The organism is Flavobacterium limnosediminis JC2902 (assembly GCF_000498535.1).
Classification (GTDB): Bacteria; Bacteroidota; Bacteroidia; order Flavobacteriales; family Flavobacteriaceae; genus Flavobacterium; species Flavobacterium limnosediminis.
The window spans coordinates 1-23450 of the sequence record NZ_AVGG01000022.1 but is presented as its reverse complement, the minus strand read 5'-3'; the positions used below and the strand labels follow the sequence as shown (position 1 = coordinate 23450).

The following is a 23450-nucleotide window of genomic DNA, read 5'->3' as shown; positions in this document are numbered from 1 at the left end:
ACTTTGTTAGCCCTAGTTATCCCTTACTATAAATACGATTTTTTTGAAGCAACCTTACACTCTTTGGCTTCACAAACAAATAAGCAGTTTCACGTTTATATTGGAGATGACGCTAGTACGATACCTCCAAATGATTTATTACTCAAATACCAAGGGCAGTTTTCGTTCTCCTATCATCGTTTCCCGACTAATTTAGGTGGAATATCATTAGTGCAACAATGGGATCGTTGTTTGGAGTTGGTAGAAAACGAAACCTGGGTACAAATTTTGGGAGATGATGATACTTTGGCTCCAAATGCTGTGGCTTCTTTTTATGAACATTTAGAAGCCATAGAAAAAGAGAAATGTGCAGTAATTCGTTTTGCTACGCAAGTGATTAATGAAAATGATGTTCCAATTTCAGTTATTTACCAACATCCTCAATTAGAAACCGCTATCGATTTTTTAATTAGAAAATTTAAAGGAGGTACTCGGAGCTCGTTGAGCGAATATATCTTTAAAAAAGAAAAAGTTGATAGCATAAAATTTAAAGATTTTCCTTTGGCATGGTCTACTGATACTTTAGCGGTTATTGAATTTTCTGAAAGTAGAAATATCTACACTATTAATGAAGTACTTGTCTTTTTTAGACGCAGTGGAAAAAATATCACAAGTCAATCTGATTCAATTGAAAAGAATACTGCTTGGTTTCAGTTTTATTACTATGTGCTTTCTAAATATGGCAAAAAGTATCCTAATTTCTTAATAGATTCTTTATTTGACAAACTTGAAAAAACACAATTTAACAATAAGAAAACACCATTTCGTTGGATTAAACTATTTTGGCTATATTTGACTTTTGCCAAGTATTCAAGATTTTTTTCCTTGTCAAGTAAAATTAAAAAAAGTATCCAATGAAGTTTTTAGTAATAGTGCAGGATTTAAGAATTAGCGGTACAAGTGCTGGCATTGGTAGAAGATCATTATTGGTGAAAATCAGAAAAGCTTATCCGTTTTCACAAATAGATGTTCACTACCTTATTCATCGGAATACAGATGATAGACTAGATTTGTTGCCAGTTAATTCAATTAAAAAACATATCGTAAATGTAAAAACACCTACCTATATCACTTTTTTAAATCGTTTTTATTGGAGATTGTTTCATGTTTCTTTAAAAGAACGATACATTTATAAACAATATGCTAATTATATTGCCGAAATTAATTACTCAAATTATGATCATGTTTTAGTAACTAGTTCTGGAATTAATCATGAGACTATTTTAGCGTTGCATGGTTTGCCTATTTTGAGTAGAGCTAATATTGTTTTTCACGATCCCTATCCTTTGGCTTGGTATGTAGGCACAAAACAATCTCTTTCTAATTTAGACTTGTTTCGTTTGAAGCGCACTATTGAAGTTGTTGCTGAAGCTAAAACGTGTTCTAGTACGGCTTTAAACATGTCCCATGATTTACAGCATTTATACGCAGCTAAAAAGAAATTCTATACTTTACCTCACCAATTTGATGCTTCAGTTTTTGATTTATCTGATAAAAGTCAAGTATTAAAAAAGAGCAAAAAAGTTGCTATTTCTTATCATGGTGCTTTGATGTTTGGCAGAAATATTGAAAATTTATTGGTGGCTTACGAAGAATTATTAAAGGAAAATCCCAAATACATAGAACAAACTGAAATTATTTTACGTGTTAAAGGAGAGGGAGTTAGCAAGTTAAAGAGTCGTTTTGCAACTGTTTCCAATATACAAATTTTAGATACTATTAATTTTTCCAATTCCTCTAATGAGCAAATTCATGAAAGTGATATCGTGGTAATATTAGAAAATGGACCATTATATTGCAATATATTGGTTGGGAAAGCGCCTTTTTTAGCGGCTTATCATAAACCGGTATTGTGTATTTCTCCCGAAAAAAGCGAGTTAAGAAAAATTATAACTGATGAACGTTGCATTGCCAATATGAATGATGTTTCGGAAATCAAACAAAAATTGCAAGTATTAATTGAGGATAGGTTAGTATCTCAAGAGCCTTTTTATCCTTTTGGCGATTATTTTTCAGAAGATAATTTCAAGCTGAAGTTAGATGTAATACTTCAAGATACAACTTATGTTAGAAAGAATTAAAGAATATATTAGACGGATAATTTATCAAAGGTATAATATTAGCTTTTCCAAGTCGGGAGAAGATATGCAGTTGAAGCAATTATTAAAAGTTAATCGAAAAGGAGTGTATGTAGATATTGGTTGTTGGGATCCTGTTAAAGCATCTAATTCGTATTATTTTCATTTACGTGGTTGGAAAGGTATTTGTATTGATCCAAATCCTAAAATGCAAGAATTGTTTGCGCAAAAACGGAAATCAGATATTTTTGTGAATAGAGCAGTAGGTTTAGGAAATGAAAAATTAACCTATTATATGCTAGAAGATTCTCTTTCCTCAATGAATACGCTTGATTTTAATTTTATTCAACATCATCAATTAGAAGATAAGGTGGTTGCAAAAAAAGAAATACAGACCGTTAGCTTACAGTCTGTATTAGAGCAGTATATAAAAGATGGAGAATTAATTGACTTTTTAGATGTGGATGTAGAAGGATTTGATTTAGAAGTGTTGCAATCAAATGATTGGGAACGTTTTCGTCCGAAAGTAATTTTAATTGAAACAAATAATTTTTTAAATGAGGATTTTAATAGTGACGTAAGTTTGTATTTGATGAATAAAAATTATAGTTTATTGAGCAAGACTTTAATTCATAAGAAATTAGGAAATTTATTTTTCATCGATAATTTTATTTAAACTAGAATGCGAGTTGGAACAAATCCAAATAAAGAAAATCCGGTTGTGCATTCTGATTATTTGCATCAGGTAATCATACCGGTTTACATACCGAACCAGGAAGGATATTTTGAGGGAGCATTTTCAGTGTTTAAATTATGTTTGGAATCATTATTCAAAACAATTCATGATAAAACATTTATAACAATTGTAAATAACGGATGTTGTGATGAAGTGCGAATGTTTATTGATGGTTTGTTTTTAGAGAAAAAAATTCAGGAAGCTATACACACTGAAAATATTGGAAAGTTAAATGCCATCTATAAAGGTTTGGTAGGGAATAATATTGAGTTAGTAACCATTTCGGATGCTGATGTATTATTTCTGCCAAATTGGCAATCCGAATCAATAAAGGTATTCCGTAAAATTCCGAAAGCTGGAGTAGTTGGGATTGTACCTCAATTTAGTTTGTTTAAATCCAATTCGGAAAATATATTACGGGCTAATTTTTTTAGTTCGCGGCTTAAGTTTTTACCGGTTAAAAGCCCAAATGCTTTGATCCGTTTTTACGATAGTATCGGGTGGAAGCGCGATTATAATCCTGATTATTTGAAAAATATTTTGGGATTGGAATATAAGGATGGTTTTAAAGTGATTATTGGCTCCGGACATTTTGTAGCGACATACAAGAAATCCATTTTTACAGAGATTCAAACTTACAATAGACATAAAATGGGGAGTAAAGGTTTAAATTATTTGGATACCTTACCATTATTGAAAGATTATTGGCGTTTAACCACTTATGAAAATAATGCATATCACATGGGCAACGTATCTGAACAGTGGATGTATGATTTGGTTGGGCAAATGAAGCCTAAAATGCTAGACGACTATTGTTTCAATTTTACTGAAAGTTCAGTATTCCAACCCAAATGGGTATTGTTACGGAATAAAATTTTCAGAAAGTTGGTCATGAATAAAAGCGTATTACCTTTACTTTATGCTAAATGGCAATTGCCTAAAAAAAGTATTAAAAACTATTAGATGAGCATTAAGTTTTCTATACTCATCACCACTAAAAATCGCCTAACGGATTTAAAAATTACGTTGGCACGCTTAGCATCATTATTAAATCGAGAGGATGTGGAGTGTTTGTTATATGATGATGCTTCTTCTGACGGAACCGTGAATTTTATAGCATTGCATTATCCTCATATAAAGATTTTTAAGAATAAAACTTCTTTAGGATTGATTCATAATCGTAATGTCTTGTTGAAAAAATGTTTAGGGAATTATGCTATTTCTTTAGATGATGATGCTCATTTTTTATCACAAAACGTACTAGAGAATATAGTTGATTATTTTGAATTGCACCCACGGTGTGGCGTTATTGCTTGTCGTATTTTTTGGGGAAAGGAAGCCCCTTTTTCAATGCACACAAATGAAGTAGCAAAAAGAGTTAAAGGATTTGTAGGTTGTGGTCATGTATGGAATTTACAAGCATGGAGAACAATTCCTGATTATCCGGAGTGGTTTGTTTTTTATGGTGAAGAAGAATTTGCCAGTTACCATTTGTTCAAAAAAGAATGGGAAGTACATTATGTGCCACAATTGCTAGTCCAACACCGAGTAGAAGTCAAAGCTAGAAAAAAAGACGCCGACTATGCACAACGTCAACGCAGGAGTTTTCGTTCGGGTTGGTATTTGTACTTGCTGTTTTTTCCATTGAAGACAATTCCTAAAAAAATGGTGTATACGCTTTGGGTACAAATCAAAACTAAAGTTTTGAAAGGAGATCTTAGAGCTTCGAAAGGATTGGTTTTAGCACTTTTTGATGTAATCCTACATTTGCCACGATTATTTGGAGAAAGTAATCGATTTACTGTCAATGAATATCAGGAATATAGTAAATTAGAAGAGACAAAAATATATTGGCAACCAGAGAATGAAAAATAAAACAATAGCCATCATCCCGGCCCGAGGCGGTTCAAAACGCTTACCCGGCAAAAACATACGGTTACTTGCAGGTTTGCCTTTAATTGTGTACAGTATCCTTTATGCCCAAAAGCATAATTTTATTGATGTCGTTTATATTTCAACAGACGATGTAGCCGTAAGAGAAATAGCGCAAAAATATGGTGCAAAAGTGATTGATCGGCCAGAAGCTATTTCGGGAGATTTCGTACCAACAGTCTCTGCTTTAAAACATGTTTTGGAAATGCTTGACGGGGACGTTGAAAACGTAATTTTACTTCAACCGACTAACCCTTTGCGTCCTGAAAATTTGCTGAGTGAGGCGTTTGATATTTACCAAAACGGAAATCACGACAGTCTATTTACAGTAACCCGAAATCATCAGAAGTTTGGTAGAATTGAAAACAACAAATTTATTCCTTTCAATTATACCATCGGCCAACGTTCTCAGGATTTAGAACCCCTGTATTTTGAAAACGGATTGTTGTATATCAGTAAAGCGTCACTGATTTTAAAAGATGTCATTGTCAGTGAAAACGCTTTCCCGATGGTAGTTACCCATCCTTTTAGCAATGTTGATATTGATACGCTGGAGGATTTTGATTATGCCGAATATCTTTTGAATAGAAAATAGAAAATAGAAAAATAGAAAATAGAAAAATAGATAGTTTGACTATGAATCCATATATAGAAATTGCCGGTCGTAAAATCGGTTTGGATTACCCACCTTTAGTCATTGCCGAAATCGGAATCAATCACGAAGGTTCACTTCAGGTTGCAAAAGAAATTGTAGATGCTGCTTTCCGTGCCGGTGTTGAGGTGGTAAAACATCAAACTCATATCGTGGAAGATGAAATGAGCGGGGCAGCCAAAAAGGTAATCCCGGGTAATGCAGATGTTTCCATTTATGAAATTATGGAGCGTTGTGCTCTGGATGAATCGGAAGAATTGGAGTTGAAAAACTATGTGGAAAGCAAAGGGATGATTTTCATTTCCACACCCTTCTCCCGTGCCGCTGCCGAGCGTCTGAAGAAATTTGACATTCCAGCCTATAAGATTGGTTCGGGTGAATGTAATAATTATCCGTTATTGGAGCATATAGCTTCGTTTGGGAAACCGGTCATTTTGAGTACTGGAATGAATACTGTCGACAGCATTCGAAAGGCTGTTGCCATTTTTGATAAGCACAACGTTCCAGTGGCTTTACTACATACTACTAATCTGTATCCGACTCCCATTCATCTGGTGCGCTTCGGAGCCATGATGGAAATGCACAATGCGTTTCCGGATAAAGTTTTCGGATTGTCGGATCATACTTTAAATAATAATGCTTGTCTGGGGGCAGTAGCCCTTGGGGCTTCTATTTTGGAACGTCATTTTACGGACCACATGAGTCGGACCGGTCCGGATATCGTTTGCAGTATGGACGAACAAGCTACAAGAGAACTGATTGTAAACAGCGCCGAAATAGCCTTAATGCGGGGAGGAACCAAAAAACCGGCTGCAGAGGAACAGGTGACCATTGATTTTGCCTTTGCCACTGTTTGTTCGATAGCACCCATAAAAAAGGGGGAGGTTTTTACCAAAGAAAACATTTGGGTGAAGCGACCAGGAACCGGGAAGATTTTAGCCGAACATTTTGAAAGGCTTTTGGGTAAGACAGCTACTCGGGATATTGAAAATGATGAGCAATTGGATTTTTCGGATGTGGAATAGGTTCTCGATACAATTTTTCTCCATTGCATTGCGCAAAATCATTTGAACTGACGGAGGTATTTTTAAGGACGTCACCTCGAGTGTTTTTATGGAGAGTAACGGCATAAAAATGTATCGAGAGGCTTTATTTGTTTAAAAAAAAAAGCGACATGAAACAATCCTACGTTTATATTCTAAAATGGTCAGATAGCAGTTATTATACAGGTGTTACCAGTAAATTAAATCAACGATTGTTTCAACATGAAAGCGGTTTTTATCCAGATTGCTATACTTTTACAAGGAGGCCGATAGCGTTAGTGTTTTATTGTGAATTTACTGATATCAATCTGGCAATAGAAAAGGAGGAGCAGATTAAAAAATAGTCGAGAGCTAAAAAGGAAGCGTTGACTAATGGCGATTTTGATTCATTAGTTAATTTGGCTAAGATGAAGTTTTAATTTTCTGAAGTTCTCGATACAATTTTGCTCCAATTCATTGTGCAAAATCACTCGAACTGACGGTGAGATTCGATACAAAGTACAATAAAACTAATCTAGCTACTATTATTTAATAGATAAATATAATTGCAAGAATGAAAAAAATACTATTTCTAACAGGAACCCGAGCGGATTTCGGTAAAATAAAATCATTACTTCAAATACTGGAAAACCATCCGGATTTTGAGGTTTTTGTGTTTGTTACCGGGATGCACCTGCAACAGGAATACGGTTATACTTTGCTGGAAATAGAGCGTTGCGGGTTTTCTAATGTGCATATTTTTGAAAACCATACCCATGAAACCACCATGGATTTAACGTTGGCTAAAACCATTAAAGGGTTGTCTGCCTATGTTAAGGATTGTAATCCCGATATGATCGTGATTCATGGTGACCGTGTGGAAGCTTTGGCTGGTGCTATAGTGGGTTCGCTGAATAATATTCTGGTGTCTCATATTGAAGGCGGCGAAGTTTCCGGTACGATTGACGAGCTTATCCGACATTCCACCAGTAAAATGAGTCATGTTCATTTTGTTTCCAATCAACAGGCCAAAAAACGACTTATTCAAATGGGGGAATTGTCGGAATCGGTTTTTACCATCGGTTCTCCCGATGTGGATATTATGTTTTCTGATAACCTTCCCGATTTGGCTACAGCAAAAAAGTATTATGAAATCAATTTTGATGCTTATGCTATCGTCATGTTCCATCCGGTAACGACCGAAGCAAGATTTATGCAACAGTATGCGGACAATTTTGTGGAAGCTTTATTGGAAGACAATCATAATTATGTCGTCATCTTTCCCAATAACGATTTGGGAAGTACAGCCATTTTAAAGGCTTATGAAAAACTTAAGGGTAATTCACGATTTAGAGTGTTTCCATCTTTGCGTTTTGAGTATTTTCTGGTATTGTTGAAAAAATCGCAGTTCATAATCGGAAACAGCAGTGCCGGTATCCGTGAGGCACCTTATTACGGTTTACCCATTATTAATATCGGAACTCGTCAGCAAAATCGTGCGCTTCACGCCGATATTATTAATGTTGATTATGATAAAAAAAGTATTGTTGAAGCTCTTATAATTATTGACAGCCATAGAGTACAGCCAACAAAAAGTGATTTTGGTAATGGAAACAGTGCCCAGTTGTTTTTGGAATCGTTAGAAAAAAACGATATTTGGCAATTGAATCATCAAAAACAGTTCAGAGATATATATGCTTTTTAATTCTCTACAGTATTTAGTTTTTTTACCGTTAGTATTTGCCATTTATTGGGGAGTAAACAACAAGTCCTTAAAACTTCAGAACTTATTTCTTTTAGCAGCCAGTTATTACTTTTATGCCTGTTGGGACTGGCGTTTTCTCTTTCTTTTGATGTTTTCCACAGGGCTGGATTACTATACCGGACTGAAAATGAAGGATGCCTCCACTGTCGGAATGAGGAAATTCTGGTTTTGGCTTAGTATAGGTATTAATGTCGGGTTTCTGGGGATATTTAAATATTACAATTTTTTTGCCGAATCGTTTGCCGGTTTGTTGTCCGGTTTTGGATTTCAGGCTAACTTTTGGACTTTGCAGGTAATTCTTCCTGTCGGGATTTCCTTTTATACCTTTCACGGATTGTCTTATGTGATTGATATTTACAAAAACCGTATCGAACCTGAGCGCAATATTGTGGACTATTCGCTTTTTGTAAGTTACTTTCCCTTGTTGGTGGCAGGTCCTATTGAGCGTGCGACTCATTTATTACCTCAAATAAAAAAGAGGCGGAATTTTGATTACACAAAAGCAGTTGACGGATTGAGACAAATTTTATGGGGTTTGTTTAAAAAAGTGGTGATTGCTGACAATTGTGCTAAATATGTTAATGTTATTTTTGATAATCCTGAAAGCTACTCCGGAAGTACCTTGGCTTTAGGTGCGGTATTGTTTGCTTTTCAGATTTACGGAGATTTCAGCGGGTATTCCGACATCGCTTTAGGGACTTCCCGATTATTCGGAATTGAATTGTTGAAAAACTTCAATTATCCTTATTTTTCAAGAGACATAGCTGAGTTTTGGCGTCGTTGGCATATATCACTTTCCACATGGTTTAGAGATTATCTTTATATTCCTTTGGGAGGTAGTCAGGGAGGAGCATTAATGAAAGTACGCAATACATTCATTATTTTTTTAGTTAGTGGTTTTTGGCATGGCGCGAATTGGACCTTCATTGCTTGGGGATTGTTGAATGCGCTGTATATTATGCCGTCTATTGTTTTGAACACAAATAGGAATAATTTAGATGTTGTCGCCAAAGGGAAGTATTTTTCAACTTTAGGAGAATTAATTCAAATAATAATAACATTTGCTATAACGTGCTTTGCTTGGATATTTTTTAGAGCTAAAGATTTGGATAGTGCGTTTAGTTATATTAAAAGAATTTTTACAAGTAGTTTATTTACCATTCCGAAATTCAATTCAAATCAGTTTTCGACGAAAGTGTTATTAATTTTGATCCTATTTTTTTTATTGATAGAATGGATCGGCAGATCATATAATCATGCTTTAGAAATAAAAGATTCAACTTCGTTTTATTTAAAATGGACATTGTATTTTTTTATTTTTATGACTATTATGATATGGGGTGTTACAACAAAAACTGAGTTTATTTATTTTGCTTTCTAATAGTATGATTAAGAAGTTTGTTATCAGAACCCTTATTGTAGGTGTGATTTTTTTTGGAATTCTCATTGTTGTTTTATTAGCAACATCGCAATATGTGGAAAGGAAAGGATTTAGAAATTCGCAAACCGAGAGTAATACATTAGTTATTGAATCAAATCGGGAATATGATTTAATGTTTATGGGGATTTCCCATGCAAGGAATTTTTCCAGACACGGTAATCATGAAGTAGTAGAAAGTATATTGAATAAGAAAATTATCAATATTGGACAAGGTGGAGGAGCTTGTGGGATAAATGAGCAGTTGTTTTATTTAGATTATTTTTATTCAAAAGGAAACAAAGTTGATACCGTTTTTTTTATACTAACCCCTCCAATGTTAACTTCTGAAAAACTTCCGTTTTCGTCCAATACATTTGATTCAGAACTTTTTGATCTTAAGTTTTTCTGTCAGTATTTATCTTTTGACTCTGAAAATAAGTATGAAAGGATCGTACAGTATATGCAAAGTAAGCTAAAATCTAAATGGGTAAACTCAGAACCTAATCATACAATAGGTAAAAAAGATTCTCTGGTAGAGGTAGATATGGAGGCAGTCAGAAAAGGAATGCAGCTTGTACATGGAAGAAATATTAATGTAGAAAGGTTCACTAAATCATGTATCGGCGTAGAAAAAATTATTAAAACAGCAAAAAAGCATAATTCATTTATTGTTATGATTATTCCTCCTGCTTTATTTGGAAAGTGGCCGGAGCATAATCTTGTTGTTAATTTTGCACAAAAATTAAAGAAAAAACAAGGTGTTGATTTTTATGATTTTTCTGAATCGGTTTTAATTCCAAAATACTATTATGATCACCATCATATGAATACAAAAGGAGTCGAATATTTTACGGCTGTTTTTTTAAAACCGTTACTTTAAAATCTTTAAAGAAACGATATGGTAATTAAATCATTCAAAAAGTTTAGAACTTTATGGTCTCTTAAATATTAATAAATCCTTTTCGTTTACTATTGGGGGAGTTTTTTAATACATTTAAGAACTTTTCAGAATTCTTCATTAATAGTTTAATAAGAATGGATATTAATCCAATGATTTCATTTGCGATTCCGGTTTACAAAGCCGAAAAAATACTTGACACGTTGATTGATGAAATCGATAAGGTAATGATGGAAATCAGTATGACTTATGAGGTTATAATGGTTGACGACGGAAGTCCGGACAACAGTTGGGAGATCATGAAGCGAATTTCTGAAAAGCGTCCGCATGTACAAAGCATGAAGCTGAGCCGGAATTTCGAGCAGCATCCCACCTCAAGGCAGGGCTTTTTCAGGTTTCAGGTGAGTGGGTTGTGGTACTGGATTGCGATTTGCAGGACCAACCCAAGGAAGTTGTTAAATAATACAATAAGACTTTGGAAGGCTATGATGTGGTTTTGGCCAACAGAAAGAACCGACAGGATGGTTTTTTAAGAAACTTTCTTCAATGCTATTCTCGGTTATTTACAGCTATTTAACCGATACCCAATTTGATTCCTCTGGCGCTAATTTTGGAATTTATAACCGAAAAGTAATTATGGAAGTACTGAGAATGAACGACACTATCAAATCATTTCCATTATTTGTAAACTGGGTAGGTTTCAGTAAGGCAACCGTTGCTGTGGAACATTAACAGCGTCATTCAGGTGCTTCCAGCTATACTTTTTCTAAATTGTTAAGCCTTGCTTTTAACACCATACTTTTCTTTTCCAATAAACCGTTGAAGCTTTTTGTGAAATTTAGACTATTGATGTCGTTTATTTTCGTGGTATTGGGGTTTTATACCATCTACAGATGCAGTATAGGAGAAATTAAAGTGATGGGGTACAGTTCACTGATTGTATCCATCTGGTTTTTATCTGGAACCATCATTACAGTTGTAGGTGTGGTGGATATTTATTGGGGAAAATTTTCGATCAGTCCAAAAACAGACCTTCTTATATCATTGATGCGGTTTGTAACAATAATGAGTAGTTCTCTATTTAGGCAGAAGGAATTTTATCGGAATTAATTAGGTATAAAAAAGAAGACTTATTGCCTTTAATTACAAAACAATAGAAGAATTTAATAGATGAAATAGTAATCACAAAAAGTGTTGCTTAACTTGAACTATAATTTTATTTCCATATCCAACTCCCGATGTGCTATGAATTAGATGTGTAAAAAGTAATTTTTAAGGATTAAGCTGTTTCAAAAATAAAACCCAAAAATTAAATTTTATATAGAAATATAATTTTAAAACCATGCTGATTGTTGAAAAAAAACGATATTTGGTCGCTCAAGTTCAAAAAAACAGTTTAGTTATATATAAAATGTTAACAGTAAGTAATTATCACTATATAAGGGAAAGTTATACCTCGAATTACCCAAGTATATTTGGAGTGACCCCCCCGCAGTTTGAAAATCAGTTGAAATTGCTTAAAAAAATAGGCGATTTTATAACGTCTAACGAATTAATTACTAATTTGGATTCAGTTTTATCCTCTAATGATAATTATCTTTTCGTAACATTTGATGACGGTTTGAAAGAACAATTTGATCATGCGTTACCAATTTTAGAGGAATTGGATATTCCGGCCATTTTCTTTGCCAATTCAAGAAATTTTGAAGAAAAAAAGGTAAGTACCGTTCATAAAATTCATTTGTTGCGTTCCATTTTAGCTCCTAATGTTTTTTTAGAGCAATTGGCTTGTTTTAAGATGGATGTTTTAAATGACGTTGATGCAATCAGGGCAAAAGAAATTTACAGGTATGATGATGATAAAAGTGCAACGCTTAAATATTTATTAAATTTTAAATTAGATTTTCGAACGCAGGAAGCGATTATTAAAAGTATTTTTGATTTGCATTTTGATGAAAATACAGTTTTAGATGAGCTTTATATGAACGAGGAAAATATTATTGATTTAGCTAAAAGAGGATATTTGGGAAGTCATACTCACAGTCATTTTCCCGTTGGATTATTAGATGCGCAGGAAATTCGTTTTGAACTGAGTAATTCAAAATTATATTTTGAAAAATTGACCGATTCAATCATCAATATGACAGCTTATCCATATGGTACAGATGAGGCCTGTACGGATGAAGTGGCTTCGATAGCTAAAACTATTGGTTATCAGGCAGGCTTTACAACTAAAAGAGGTACAAATACAAAAGGTATTAATAGATTATTGATGAATCGTTTCGATTGCAATGATTTGCCCGGAGGAAAAAACTATATAAAGTAATGATTACAAGAGAAGCAAATCTAAGTGATTGGGAAAATTTGCAAGAATTTTTTTTGAGGATTTACAGAAAAAATCATCCGCTGCAGAATAAAAATTTCTGGATATGGCAGTTTGGTGATGAAAAATACGGACGCTCTTTTATTTGTTTAAATGACAATGGTAAAATTGTAGGTCATATCGGTGCCAACTTTGGAGGAGGTATTGCATGGATTATCAATGCCTACCTTGATGAAGAATGCAGGGGTAAAGGGATTTTAGGAAAACTATATGCTCTTGCAAGAGAATATTATCCTTTAGCAGCTACTGCGGCTAATGAAGCGGGTCTTGGATTATATAGAAATATGAGATGGTACCGTTATCATGATTTGGTTCGCTATGTAAAAATAAACCCTGATGTTTCGGAGATTACTTTTGAGAATATCTGTAAGGAAATATCTGTTGATGTTGATAATTTTGTTATTAAGGAGGGGCATTATTTTGAACAACCTTCAATTAAGGGCATTAAACTCGATGATGGGTCTACTGCCGTAAGTCAGGAAAAAAATGGGGGGCTGCGTGTGGTTGATATTGAAAGTCTTTCTTTGTTAGAACAACAAGTTTGGGGATTGGGGTATTTATGGATGGACTATATCACTTCTTGGAATGATTTGAAGTCCAAAGATTTGGAAAAAAACGGTTGGGTTTTAGATTTCAAGAGTATTGTGCCCTGGAGATTGGATCCCATAGAGAAAGGATATTTTTGTGATATTACCTTCCTTTCAGAAGATATTTTAGATCGAGAGTTAGTTGTACACCGGTCGTTTTCTGATCATGGAAGAATAGGGAGTTTATAGAAAACTATGAGGAATTTAGGAGTAGTTATAACCGATGGAGTAGGTTATCGAAATTTTATTTTAAGCGATTTTATCACTGAAGCACAAAAGCAATTTGATAATGTCATTGTTTTTTCCTGTTTACCCAAAGAGGTTTATGCAAATTTTAATTTAAAATGTACAATAATAGAGCTTGATGTTTTTCAAGAGAACTTTAAGACTTGGTTTTTTAGGAAAGCTAAAGAATTGGGACATTTGCAATTGCATAAAAATGGAAATTTTGGAATAATTGATAATCTCAATACAAATAATTCTAAAACAAAAACACCAAGAGGGTATGCCACGAGATTATTAATAAAGTGGTCTGATTGGTTTCATTCTGAAAAATGGATTCTGCGTTATAACAAATGGCAACAGCAAACTTTTAAATCTCATCCGATCACATTATGCTACAAAAAGTTGTTAAGGGAGTATGATATAGATATCTTGTTTTTTACCCACCAACGACCACCCTATATCGCTCCATTAATTTATGCCGCAGAGCAATTGAATGTAAAAACAACTGCCTTTATCTTCAGTTGGGATAATTTAGCGTCAAAAGGAAGGATGGCCGGTAATTTTGATTATTATTTGGTGTGGAGCGATTTTATGAAACAGGAATTACTTCATTTTTATCAGTCTGTTAAGCAAGATAAAGTTGATGTCGTTGGAACCCCGCAATTTGAACCTTATATTTTGGATAGATACTATCTTTCAAAAGCAGACTTTTTTCAAAAGTTTAAATTAGACTTGGGTAAAAAAACAATTCTATTTACATGTAATGATGCAAGCAGCGAAAATGATCCTTTTTATTTGGAACTTTTAGCATCTTTTGTGGTTAATAAGAAACTTAGCAAAAATGTAAATATTATCGTTAGAACATCACCGGCTGAAGAACCAACAAGATTTCAGCATATTGTTTCAAAATATCCTTTTATTATTTGGAACTTTCCTGACTGGAAATTATCTCGTTCGAATCATCAGGAGTCGTGGAGTCAAAGAATTCCCTCAATGGAAGACGTTGTAAATCTTAGAGCAATGTTGGCTTATAGTGATTTATGTATAAACGTTTTGTCAACTATAACTCTAGATTCTTTTTTATTTGATGTACCTGTTATTAATCCAGTATTTGGAAATGAGGAAAATGGAATGTTTGATGATCAGAAGTTTTTAAAATATGCACATTTAGATTATGTTGTGAAAAGTGGAGCTATTAATTTAGCAAAAAATGAACTTGAATATTTATCGGCTATAGAGTATTGTTTAACAAATCCTGATCAAAAAATAGCTGAACAAAAAGAACTAATCAAATTGCAGATAGGTAAGCCATTGCTAAATACTAGTAAAAGAATTGCCATGACTTTAAAAAACTGGTGTTAATGGAAGAGAAAAAATAACTGTACTCTGTAATTATGGCCTCATGCCAGAACGTGTAGGGGTATGGACCGATTTTATTGGTTGTTTGACAAGGAATGTAAGGAAATGGATTACGAAGTAATTTGGTTTTTTCCCAGTGAAAGCAGTGACGGAGAATATAGCAATCTATCTATTGTTTCTGCAAAGGGTCAAAGTGTTGAGGGCTTTTTTTTGGATTATATAAACGAGACTAAAATAGACTTTGATGTAATAATCACTCATTTTTTAGAACTATGTACTCATTTTTTTTTTAAATAAAAACAAGTTTTACCGGTAAAGTAATTACTGTTGATATTAATCGGAGGCCTGTTGAGGGGCATCCCTTAAAAGAGAGAATCAATAAACGGATTAAGGGGGGGATGCGAACTACATTGATGTATTTGTTTGTGTTTCTGAAAAATACACGAAAATGTTTAGTGATTGACTTTGGGAATCAGGTATCTGGAAAAATCAGAGTAATTTTTAATGAGATTGATGTTAATAAATACCATGTTAAGAAGAATTATCGTAAGACAAATAACTATATTGTTACCTCTAATTTAAGACTGGAAAAGGGAATTCAGGATTTAATTTCAGCGCTAAAGGATTTTGGAACTTTTCCCATGAAAAAGAATTGTTGGAAAAGCAAATAGGAGCACTATTAGAAGGTACTAGTAAGAGAATAGTAGAAGCAATAGAAAACTTTGTAAAAAAAAATAATGGAATGACGAATTTTTTTAAAAATAAATTGACTACAGAGAAAAAACTTTTGTTAAGATATAAGTTACGTACAATTATGGCTTTTTTTTATCCATTCAATTTGAATAAATTAGCTCAAATCCACCGTACAGATAAATTTGGAGGACATTATTATACCCCTCACTACCAACATTTTTTTAAAAAGTTTAAATTTAGAAGAATGAATGTTTTAGAGATTGGAGTAGGAGGGTATGATGATCCTATTAGAGGTGGAAATTCATTACGAATGTGGAAGTCTTATTTTCCTTTCTCGAAGATTTATTCCATTGATATTTTTGATAAGTCAAAACTTCAAGAAAATCGAATTAAGATTTATAAAGGGAGTCAGGTTGACACTGATTTATTAAATAGCATATGTAAAGAAGTAGGTGAATTTGATTTAATTATTGATGATGGTAGTCATATCAATGAACACGTTATTCAATCCTTTGAATATTTATTTCCAAAATTAAAAAAGGGAGGCTATTATGTTGTTGAAGATACTCAAACCTCCTATTGGAGCCAATATGGAGGGACTTCTACTGATTTTAATACGAAGGGTACAATTTATGAATATTTTAAAAATAAGATAGAGGCCTTAAACTTTATGGAATTTGAAATTGAAAATTATGAACCTAACTATTATGATAAAAATATAGTTGCTATGCATTTCTTTCATAATATGATTTTTATTCATAAGGGAGCAAATATTGAACCTTCTAATTACAATAAGATTTCGCGATGATGTACGATAAATCTAAAATAGTTATATTAACGACAGTGATTAATTGGGATTTATACAAGAAAAGTTCTCAATATTTTCCAGCAGGAATTCAAAAATATGTTATTGATGGTCGTGAAGGCATGTTTGGTATTGATAGTATCTATTTTATGATGGAAAAATTCGAGGCATTGGATGTAGATTGGCTGATAATGGCAGATGAAGATGTTTTGTTTTTATATCCTGAAGGTATTTACAAAACGATGGATTATATGTTAGAAAATAATTTTATACTAAGTGGAGTTAGAGATGGTGGTGATATACCCAATAGAACGTACAGTCCTTATTTGATTAATACTTTTTTTTCAATAGTCAATTTAAAAAAATTAAAATCTATTTGGAATAAAGTAGAAGTTAAAAAAAATCATTATATCTTAGAAAATGAATTTGAAGAGGACTATGCTAAAATGGGAGAGAAATATGATGTGATGAGTCTTTATGAACCTTATTATTGTTTTTATTTTTGGTTACGTAGAAAAGGGGAAAAGATCCTTTTTTTAGAATCGGAAGCACCATTTGAAGATAAGATAACCACATTAGCTTACACTCCAGATAACAAAAAATTATTTTATCATACGTGGTATGCGAGGTCTTATGGAAACAACAAAAAGCATACCGTGAGAATAGACAAAGTATTCGATTTATTAACATTTCATCCTTCAAATTATGAGGAGCCTATTATTTGGAAGGATAATTTGTTTTTCATAAAACGTTTTTTGAGAAAGCAGAAAAGACGTGTTGAGATGAAATTAGAAAAAATCTATAAAAAATAGGCTTCTTGAAAACCCAAAAAAAAATAGCAGTACTGTGTAATTACCGCCTCATGTCTGAACGAGTTGGGGGTATGGACCATTTTTATTGGTTGTTTGACAAGGAATGCAAACAAATGGGGTATGAGGTGATTTGGTTTTTTCCTAATGAAAGTGATCATGGTGAGTATAATAATCTTACCATTATTTCTGCAGAAGATCAAAGTATTGAAGCTCTTTTTCTGAAGTATATCACCAATACTAAAATAGTCTTTGATGTGGTGATTACTCACTTTTTAGAACTATGTACTCCTTTTTTTAAGAAAATAAAAACAAATTTTACCTGTAAAGTAATAGCTGTAGATCATAATGCAAGACCATTAAATGGATATCCATTAAAAAAAACAGTATTAAAAAGAATTAAAGGATTTCTTTTTAGCAAACACATAGACGTTTTTGTGGCAGTTTCAAAATACACTACTAACTTATTAGTAGATGATTTCGGGAAACAAATAAAGACAAAAACAGTTTTGGTTTATAATGGGATAAATACAGGATTATTTGAAAAGAGAACTTTTCGGAATTTTGTTCATCCTACTTTTTTGGTAGCAAGTAATCTTGGATATCCAAAGGGAATCCAAGATTTAATTGAAGCTGTAAGTAAACTACCTGAAAACTGTATGTGTAAATTAAAGATTGATGTTTACGGAACGGGAAATTACGAAAAGCAGTTAGAAGAATTAGTGCGTAAATATAATTTGGAAGAAACATTCTCGTTTAAAGGTAGCCGTTCCAATTTGTTTGAAATATATAATCAATACGATTATTTGCTACAGCCCACGCATATGGAATGTTTTAGCCTCTCAGTGTTGGAGAGTCTGAGCGCTAACGTTCCCGTTATTACGACGTCCGTTGGAGGTAACGAAGAAGTGATCAAAAACGGTGAAAACGGATTTATTTTTCCACCGCAGGACATTAACAGACTAAGCGAAATTTTAGAGAGTGTTTTTATTGGTAAGTTGCGTATAATTCAGGATACCAGTGTACTTATTGAAGAACAATTTTCAATTCAAAAAATGGTGAAAGAACATATTGCATTATTATGAAAATAGCATTCTTAACACCGGAATATCCGCATCCGAAAACCGGAAATTCAGGAGGTATTGGTACCAGTATAAAAAATTTAGCGGAAAGCCTGGTTCATTTAGGGCATGAAGCCCGGATTTTGGTTTACGGGCAAAAGGAAGAAGGTGTTTTTCAGGATAACGGAATAGTTATTCAGCGAATAAAAAACGTCAAAATAAAAGGGTTATCGTGGTATTTTACCCGGAAGAAGATCGAGAAAATCATCAATCTGCTTTACCAAGAAAAGCAGATTGATTTGATAGAGGCTCCCGACTGGACTGGGATAACTTCATTTATCCAGCCTAAAAAATGCCCTGTCGTGATTCGGTTGAACGGTAGCGATACTTATTTTTGTCATTTAGACGAACGTCCCGTTAAGTGGTGGAATCGTTTTCATGAAAAAAAAGCTTTACTAAGGGCAGACGGACACATTTCTGTCAGTCAGTTTACAGCTATAAAAACAAATGAGTTGTTTGGTCTGCAAATTCCCTTTACTATAATTCCAAATGGAATAAATCCGGAAAATTTCCAAATATCCAATACTATGGAACCGGAAACAAAAACGATTTTGTATTTTGGCACCCTCATACGAAAAAAAGGATTATTGGAATTGCCACATATTTTTAATGAAGTTGTTGTGAAGCAACCTGATGCCAAATTAATTTTGGTGGGTAGGGATTCCAGCGATGTTGTTTCCGGAAACGGATCAACCTGGAAAATGATGCAAAAGCTGTTTTCGGAAGAAGCATTAAAACAAGTGCAGTATATTGGAGGAGTGCCTTATGAAGAGGTTCGAGGTCATATCGCAAAAGCAACTGTTTGTGTGTTTCCAAGCTTTGCCGAGGCCTTACCGGTTTCCTGGCTGGAGGCTATGGCCATGAAAAAAGCAATAGTAGCTTCTGATATAGGCTGGGGCCCCGAAGTGATTTCTGACGGCAAAGAAGGATTGTTGGTAGACCCAAAATCACATCAAGACTATGCAAACGCCATTTTAAAGTTATTGATAAACCAAGAGTGTAATAAAAGAATTGGAGAGAATGCGTGCGCTAAGGTGGCCAAAACTTTCGCAAACACTAAAATAGCATCACAATCCATAGCTTTTTATCAAAAAGTAACAGTTAAATAATGAAGAGTCCTTTTAAAATACATACCAACTCAAAAGGTGAGGAGATTTTCTACACAGGCTGTCCCGATCTTGATAAGTTGGAACAATTATCGTTTGGTGCTGCCGATGTGTGGCATAGTTCTTTTGAACAGGGGTACAAAAATGCATTTCCTGAAATTGTTTACTTTGCTGTAGTATTTTCCTGGTATGTTCATGATTTTGATGATTTGGAGGAATGTATCAGCTGGCGAATAAATCCGAATAACTTTGCAGTCCGTAAATCGGTATGGGAAGCAATTGGCGGTTTTGATAATGAACTTACCAATGAATCGTTGCAAGCTTTGGATTTCGGTTATAATCTGTTGAAAAATTCCGGAGGAATTCCTTTATATGTAAAGGGACTCTATAAGGAGACCACAAATGACCTAAAATCGATTACTGCAAAAGAGCGGCATGTTTTTTTTAGGAAAAATTTCAAACCAGAGCATGCTGTTTATATGAACTTTCGAAAAGGGTTTTGGAAAGTTTCAGAATGGGACGCTTTACTCGAGGCAAAAAAGTACGAAATAAGAAATAACTACCCTTTAATTGCACCGCGAAAACTTAACGAAATTGTTGGAAAACCGAGTGTGAGTTATATAATTCCAACAATGTTGCGCCAAGATTTTACATTGACGTTACTCGAAGATTTAAAAAAGCAAACCTATTTGCCTTCTCAGGTAATTGTTGTGGATGCCACACCTGAGGATAAAAGAGACGAACAGTTGTATAATGAAAAGCAATACCCGTTTGAAGTCATTTTTAACTGGCAAACCACAAAGGGGAGTTGTCGTGCCAGAAATGAAGCTATTGAATTATGTTCAGGAGACTATATCGTTTTTGGGGATGATGATATTCGCATACCATCCGATTTTATTGAAAACCATATTCGTTTGTTACAGACCTACAAAGCAGGTGCCTGTAACGGTTTAGACATTAGAGCAGATCATCAAAAACAAACACTCGAGGATTTAGATATAAAATTAGCTGCCTTAGGGAATGCGCGTTGGAAAGTTGGGGCGACGCCTAATTTCAGTAATGCGAATTCTTGTGTTAAAAGAGAGTTTGTTTCTCTTCTGGAAGGGAATGATATTAATTATGATGGTGGTTATGGTGAGGATGGTGATTTTGGAATGTCACTCGTAAAAATTGGAGTGACTGTTTTATTCAATCCATTCGCGGCAAACCTGCATTTAAAACCGCCAGCCGGAGGATACCGTTTTTGGGGGAATCAGGCAAAAATACTCGGTAAAAAACGAAAACAACAGCCCTGGGAATTGGATACGCCTGTAAAAAGGATACGCCCGGTTCCGAGTCCAACCATAATGTATCTTATTCAAAAGCAATTTGATAAAAGTGCTTTTTATGAATACCGAGTAAAATATTTTGTTTTGTATTTTTCAAAAGGAAAGGTATGGGAGATACCTTTAAAATTAATTAAGTTGCCTTATCGTATTTTGCAGTTTAACAAATCTGTTTTTTACGCAAAAAAATTAGTTGCACTTGGAAAAAGGACCAAATAATAAAATGAGTTTTTCATTAGTAATATGCACTTACAAAAGGGCTCTGCCTTTGCTAAAGCTATTACATTCCGTAAAAGAACAATCGCTGTATCCAGATGAAATTTTAATTATTGACGGTTCTCCGGATGAGACTACCGCTGTTATGTTGCGTGAAAATTTGTTTAAAGATTTAAGCTATCATAAAGTCACACCAGAACACCGAGGATTAACCAAGCAGCGTAATTATGGTATTGCCAAGGTAGCCGCTACTTCGGAAATTGTTTGTTTTTTGGATGACGATACTGTTTTGGAAGGCAATTATTTTGAAGAAATTATAAATACATACCAACTGTACCCAGAAGCATTAGGGGTAGGTGGGTATATTACCAATGAAGTCAATTGGACACAGGTTGAGCGTAATTATGCTCCCAAAAACCATGAATTTTATTATGACGGATTTAAAAGGAACGAAGGATCCCGTTTTGTATGGCGTAAGAAACTAGGACTTGACAGTAATTGCCCTCCAGGATTTTTACCGGCTTTTTCCCATGGACGTAGTATTAGTTTTTTGCCACCTTCGGGTAAAGTGTATGAAGTTGAGCAGTTGATGGGAGGGGTGTCTTCTTTTCGTAAAGATGTTTTTGATTCGCTTCAGTTTTCTACCTATTTTGAAGGTTACGGATTATATGAAGACGCTGATTTTACCCTTAGACTTTCGAAACAAGGAAAACTATTCGTTAACACCTCGGCCCGTTTAGGGCATTTTCATGCACCATCCGGAAGGCCAAATCAATATCATTACGGTAAAATGGTTGTTCGTAACGGATGGTATGTGTGGCGTGTAAAATATCCAAACCCATCCCTAAAAGCTCAATTAAAGTGGCATGCGATAACGTTACTACTTACTTTTATCCGAATGAGTAATGTGTTTACCAAATCAGATCGGAAAAAGGCTCTTACAGAGACTCTCGGAAGATTGTCGGGTTGGGGCAGTTTGTTGTTTTATAAACCTCAGGAACAATGAATTTTACCATAATCACCCATGTTGTTCACGAAAAAAAAGAGGGACAGTATTTTGGATACGGTCCTTATGTGCGCGAGATGAACATCTGGATTAAGTATGCGCAGGAAATTACTGTCGTTGCTCCTTTACAGCCAGTAACGGATGATGCTATTTATCTTTCCTACGAACATGATCAACTTAGTTTTAAGCCTATCCGTTCTTTTTCATTCACTTCTTTTAAAAATACTGTTACTGCTTTTGTGAATTTTCCCCGCATTTTATGGGTGCTTTTTTTGGCCATGCGAAAAGCGGATCATATCCATCTTCGTTGTCCCGGCAATGTCGGGCTGTTGGGCTGTCTGGTACAGGTTTTATTTCCTAATACTCCCAAAACGGCCAAATATGCCGGTAATTGGGATCCGAATGCGAAGCAGCCGTTGAGTTACCGTTTGCAAAAGTGGATTTTATCCAATACTTTTCTGACCCGAAACATGAAGGTGTTAGTGTATGGGGAATGGGAGGGAAGTAGTGAGAATATTAAGTCTTTTTTTACGGCTTCTTATAGTAATCAGGAAATTACAAATTACAAATTAGGAATTACGGATTCTAAATTAGGAATTCCAAATTATGAAAGTCAGAATTCAAATTACGAAAACCAAAATTCAGGCCTGAGGGATGTGGATAGTATCCGGTTTTTATTTGTGGGTACCTTGTCCGAAGGGAAACGGCCGTTATATGCGGTGCAGTTGGTAGAGGGGTTGATGGATTTAGGCTATCCTGTGTGTTTGGATTTGTATGGGGAAGGGAAGCTGCGATCTGTGTTGGAAGCGTATATGAAAGAAAAAGGATTGGGCAACCGTATAGTGTTGCAGGGGAATCAGACATCTGAAACCATTAAGAGGGCTTATCAGGAAAGTCATTTTCTGGTGCTACCTTCCAAGAGTGAGGGTTGGCCAAAGGTAGTGGCGGAAGCGATGTTTTGGGGATGTGTTCCTGTGGCTACTCCAGTCTCTTGTGTATCGTATATGATGGATAATGGGAGCAGGGGGATTGTTTTAAAGATGGATGAGGATGTAGATGTTGAACAATTGGTGACTTGTATTGAAGATGCGGACAACTATTCCCAAAAAGCAAAAAAAGCGTTACATTGGTCGCGGCAATATACTCTGGATTATTTTGAGGAGGAGATTGAGAAGTTGGTGAGGAGTGAGGAGGGAAAATAGAAAATAGAAGATAGAAGATAGAAGATAGAAAAGGGAAAAGGGAAAAGGGAAAAGGGAGAAGGGAGAAGGGA

General features: G+C 34.4%; 23 protein-coding genes. All 23 read left to right on the top strand.

The genetic code is table 11. From position 1 onward, the window contains the following. The first annotated feature begins 3 nt into the window (after positions 1-3). The 23 genes from FLJC2902T_RS14290 to FLJC2902T_RS14165 all read left to right on the top strand — a co-directional run bounded on the left by FLJC2902T_RS14290 (position 4) and on the right by FLJC2902T_RS14165 (position 23379). The gene (locus FLJC2902T_RS14290; RefSeq protein ID WP_081712574.1) at positions 4-897 is read left to right on the top strand and encodes a glycosyltransferase; all 894 of its coding nucleotides are present in this window, start codon (positions 4-6) and stop codon (positions 895-897) included. Next, on the top strand, positions 894-2120 hold the full coding sequence (locus tag FLJC2902T_RS14285) for a hypothetical protein (protein ID WP_023580515.1): 1227 nt from the start codon (positions 894-896) through the stop codon (positions 2118-2120). The genes FLJC2902T_RS14290 and FLJC2902T_RS14285 overlap by 4 nt, the downstream gene beginning before the upstream one ends. Next, positions 2104-2793 (top strand): FkbM family methyltransferase, encoded by a 690-nt coding sequence (locus tag FLJC2902T_RS14280; protein ID WP_081712573.1) that lies wholly within the window; start codon positions 2104-2106, stop codon positions 2791-2793. Before FLJC2902T_RS14285 ends, FLJC2902T_RS14280 begins: the two co-directional genes overlap by 17 nt. Positions 2794-2799: 6 nt before the next feature. Next, positions 2800-3816 (top strand): glycosyltransferase family A protein, encoded by a 1017-nt coding sequence (locus FLJC2902T_RS14275; protein WP_023580513.1) that lies wholly within the window; start codon positions 2800-2802, stop codon positions 3814-3816. After that, the gene (locus FLJC2902T_RS14270) at positions 3817-4728 is read left to right on the top strand and encodes a glycosyltransferase family 2 protein (RefSeq protein ID WP_023580512.1); all 912 of its coding nucleotides are present in this window, start codon (positions 3817-3819) and stop codon (positions 4726-4728) included. Further along, positions 4718-5380, top strand: coding sequence for an acylneuraminate cytidylyltransferase family protein (locus tag FLJC2902T_RS14265; protein WP_035678979.1), 663 nt, complete (start codon positions 4718-4720; stop codon positions 5378-5380). The genes FLJC2902T_RS14270 and FLJC2902T_RS14265 overlap by 11 nt, the downstream gene beginning before the upstream one ends. 41 nt (positions 5381-5421) lie before the next feature. Continuing rightward, a complete protein-coding gene (gene neuB, locus FLJC2902T_RS14260) occupies positions 5422-6462 on the top strand; it encodes an N-acetylneuraminate synthase (RefSeq protein WP_023580510.1) in 1041 nt (346 codons plus the stop codon). A gap of 149 nt (positions 6463-6611) precedes the next feature. After that, the gene (locus tag FLJC2902T_RS14255) at positions 6612-6824 is read left to right on the top strand and encodes a GIY-YIG nuclease family protein (RefSeq protein ID WP_316929382.1); all 213 of its coding nucleotides are present in this window, start codon (positions 6612-6614) and stop codon (positions 6822-6824) included. 209 nt (positions 6825-7033) lie between these two features. Beyond that, entirely contained in the window at positions 7034-8164 is a 1131-nt protein-coding gene (neuC, locus tag FLJC2902T_RS14250; RefSeq protein WP_023580509.1) for a UDP-N-acetylglucosamine 2-epimerase, read from the top strand. Next, entirely contained in the window at positions 8154-9605 is a 1452-nt protein-coding gene (locus FLJC2902T_RS14245) for an MBOAT family O-acyltransferase (RefSeq protein ID WP_035678976.1), read from the top strand. Before neuC ends, FLJC2902T_RS14245 begins: the two co-directional genes overlap by 11 nt. Positions 9606-9609: 4 nt before the next feature. Next, the gene (locus FLJC2902T_RS14240) at positions 9610-10524 is read left to right on the top strand and encodes a hypothetical protein (RefSeq protein WP_023580507.1); all 915 of its coding nucleotides are present in this window, start codon (positions 9610-9612) and stop codon (positions 10522-10524) included. A gap of 155 nt (positions 10525-10679) precedes the next feature. Next, positions 10680-11075 carry a glycosyltransferase gene (locus FLJC2902T_RS16445; protein ID WP_023580506.1) on the top strand — a complete coding sequence of 132 codons (396 nt, stop codon included), beginning with the start codon at positions 10680-10682 and terminating at the stop codon, positions 11073-11075. A gap of 13 nt (positions 11076-11088) precedes the next feature. After that, entirely contained in the window at positions 11089-11274 is a 186-nt protein-coding gene (locus tag FLJC2902T_RS16440; RefSeq protein ID WP_023580505.1) for a glycosyltransferase family protein, read from the top strand. Positions 11275-11884: 610 nt separating this feature from the next. Continuing rightward, positions 11885-12868, top strand: coding sequence for a polysaccharide deacetylase family protein (locus FLJC2902T_RS14220; protein ID WP_035678971.1), 984 nt, complete (start codon positions 11885-11887; stop codon positions 12866-12868). Further along, on the top strand, positions 12868-13701 hold the full coding sequence (locus tag FLJC2902T_RS14215) for a GNAT family N-acetyltransferase (RefSeq protein ID WP_035678968.1): 834 nt from the start codon (positions 12868-12870) through the stop codon (positions 13699-13701). The genes FLJC2902T_RS14220 and FLJC2902T_RS14215 overlap by 1 nt, the downstream gene beginning before the upstream one ends. Before the next feature lie 6 nt (positions 13702-13707). After that, positions 13708-15099, top strand: coding sequence for a hypothetical protein (locus FLJC2902T_RS14210; protein ID WP_023580503.1), 1392 nt, complete (start codon positions 13708-13710; stop codon positions 15097-15099). Positions 15100-15751: 652 nt separating this feature from the next. After that, a complete protein-coding gene (locus tag FLJC2902T_RS14195; RefSeq protein WP_245594758.1) occupies positions 15752-16597 on the top strand; it encodes a class I SAM-dependent methyltransferase in 846 nt (281 codons plus the stop codon). Next, on the top strand, positions 16594-17406 hold the full coding sequence (locus FLJC2902T_RS14190; protein WP_035678961.1) for a hypothetical protein: 813 nt from the start codon (positions 16594-16596) through the stop codon (positions 17404-17406). Before FLJC2902T_RS14195 ends, FLJC2902T_RS14190 begins: the two co-directional genes overlap by 4 nt. Before the next feature lie 5 nt (positions 17407-17411). Further along, complete coding sequence (locus FLJC2902T_RS14185) at positions 17412-18488, top strand: glycosyltransferase family 4 protein (protein WP_245594757.1); 1077 nt, start codon at positions 17412-17414, stop codon at positions 18486-18488. Then, positions 18485-19633, top strand: a complete 1149-nt coding sequence (locus tag FLJC2902T_RS14180; RefSeq protein ID WP_035678955.1) for a glycosyltransferase family 4 protein — start codon at positions 18485-18487, stop codon at positions 19631-19633. The genes FLJC2902T_RS14185 and FLJC2902T_RS14180 overlap by 4 nt, the downstream gene beginning before the upstream one ends. After that, positions 19633-21174 (top strand): glycosyltransferase family 2 protein, encoded by a 1542-nt coding sequence (locus FLJC2902T_RS14175; RefSeq protein WP_035678953.1) that lies wholly within the window; start codon positions 19633-19635, stop codon positions 21172-21174. Before FLJC2902T_RS14180 ends, FLJC2902T_RS14175 begins: the two co-directional genes overlap by 1 nt. Before the next feature lie 4 nt (positions 21175-21178). Next, the gene (locus FLJC2902T_RS14170; RefSeq protein WP_035679001.1) at positions 21179-22177 is read left to right on the top strand and encodes a glycosyltransferase family 2 protein; all 999 of its coding nucleotides are present in this window, start codon (positions 21179-21181) and stop codon (positions 22175-22177) included. Then, complete coding sequence (locus FLJC2902T_RS14165) at positions 22174-23379, top strand: glycosyltransferase family 4 protein (protein WP_035678950.1); 1206 nt, start codon at positions 22174-22176, stop codon at positions 23377-23379. Before FLJC2902T_RS14170 ends, FLJC2902T_RS14165 begins: the two co-directional genes overlap by 4 nt. The last annotated feature ends 71 nt before the right edge of the window (positions 23380-23450 follow it).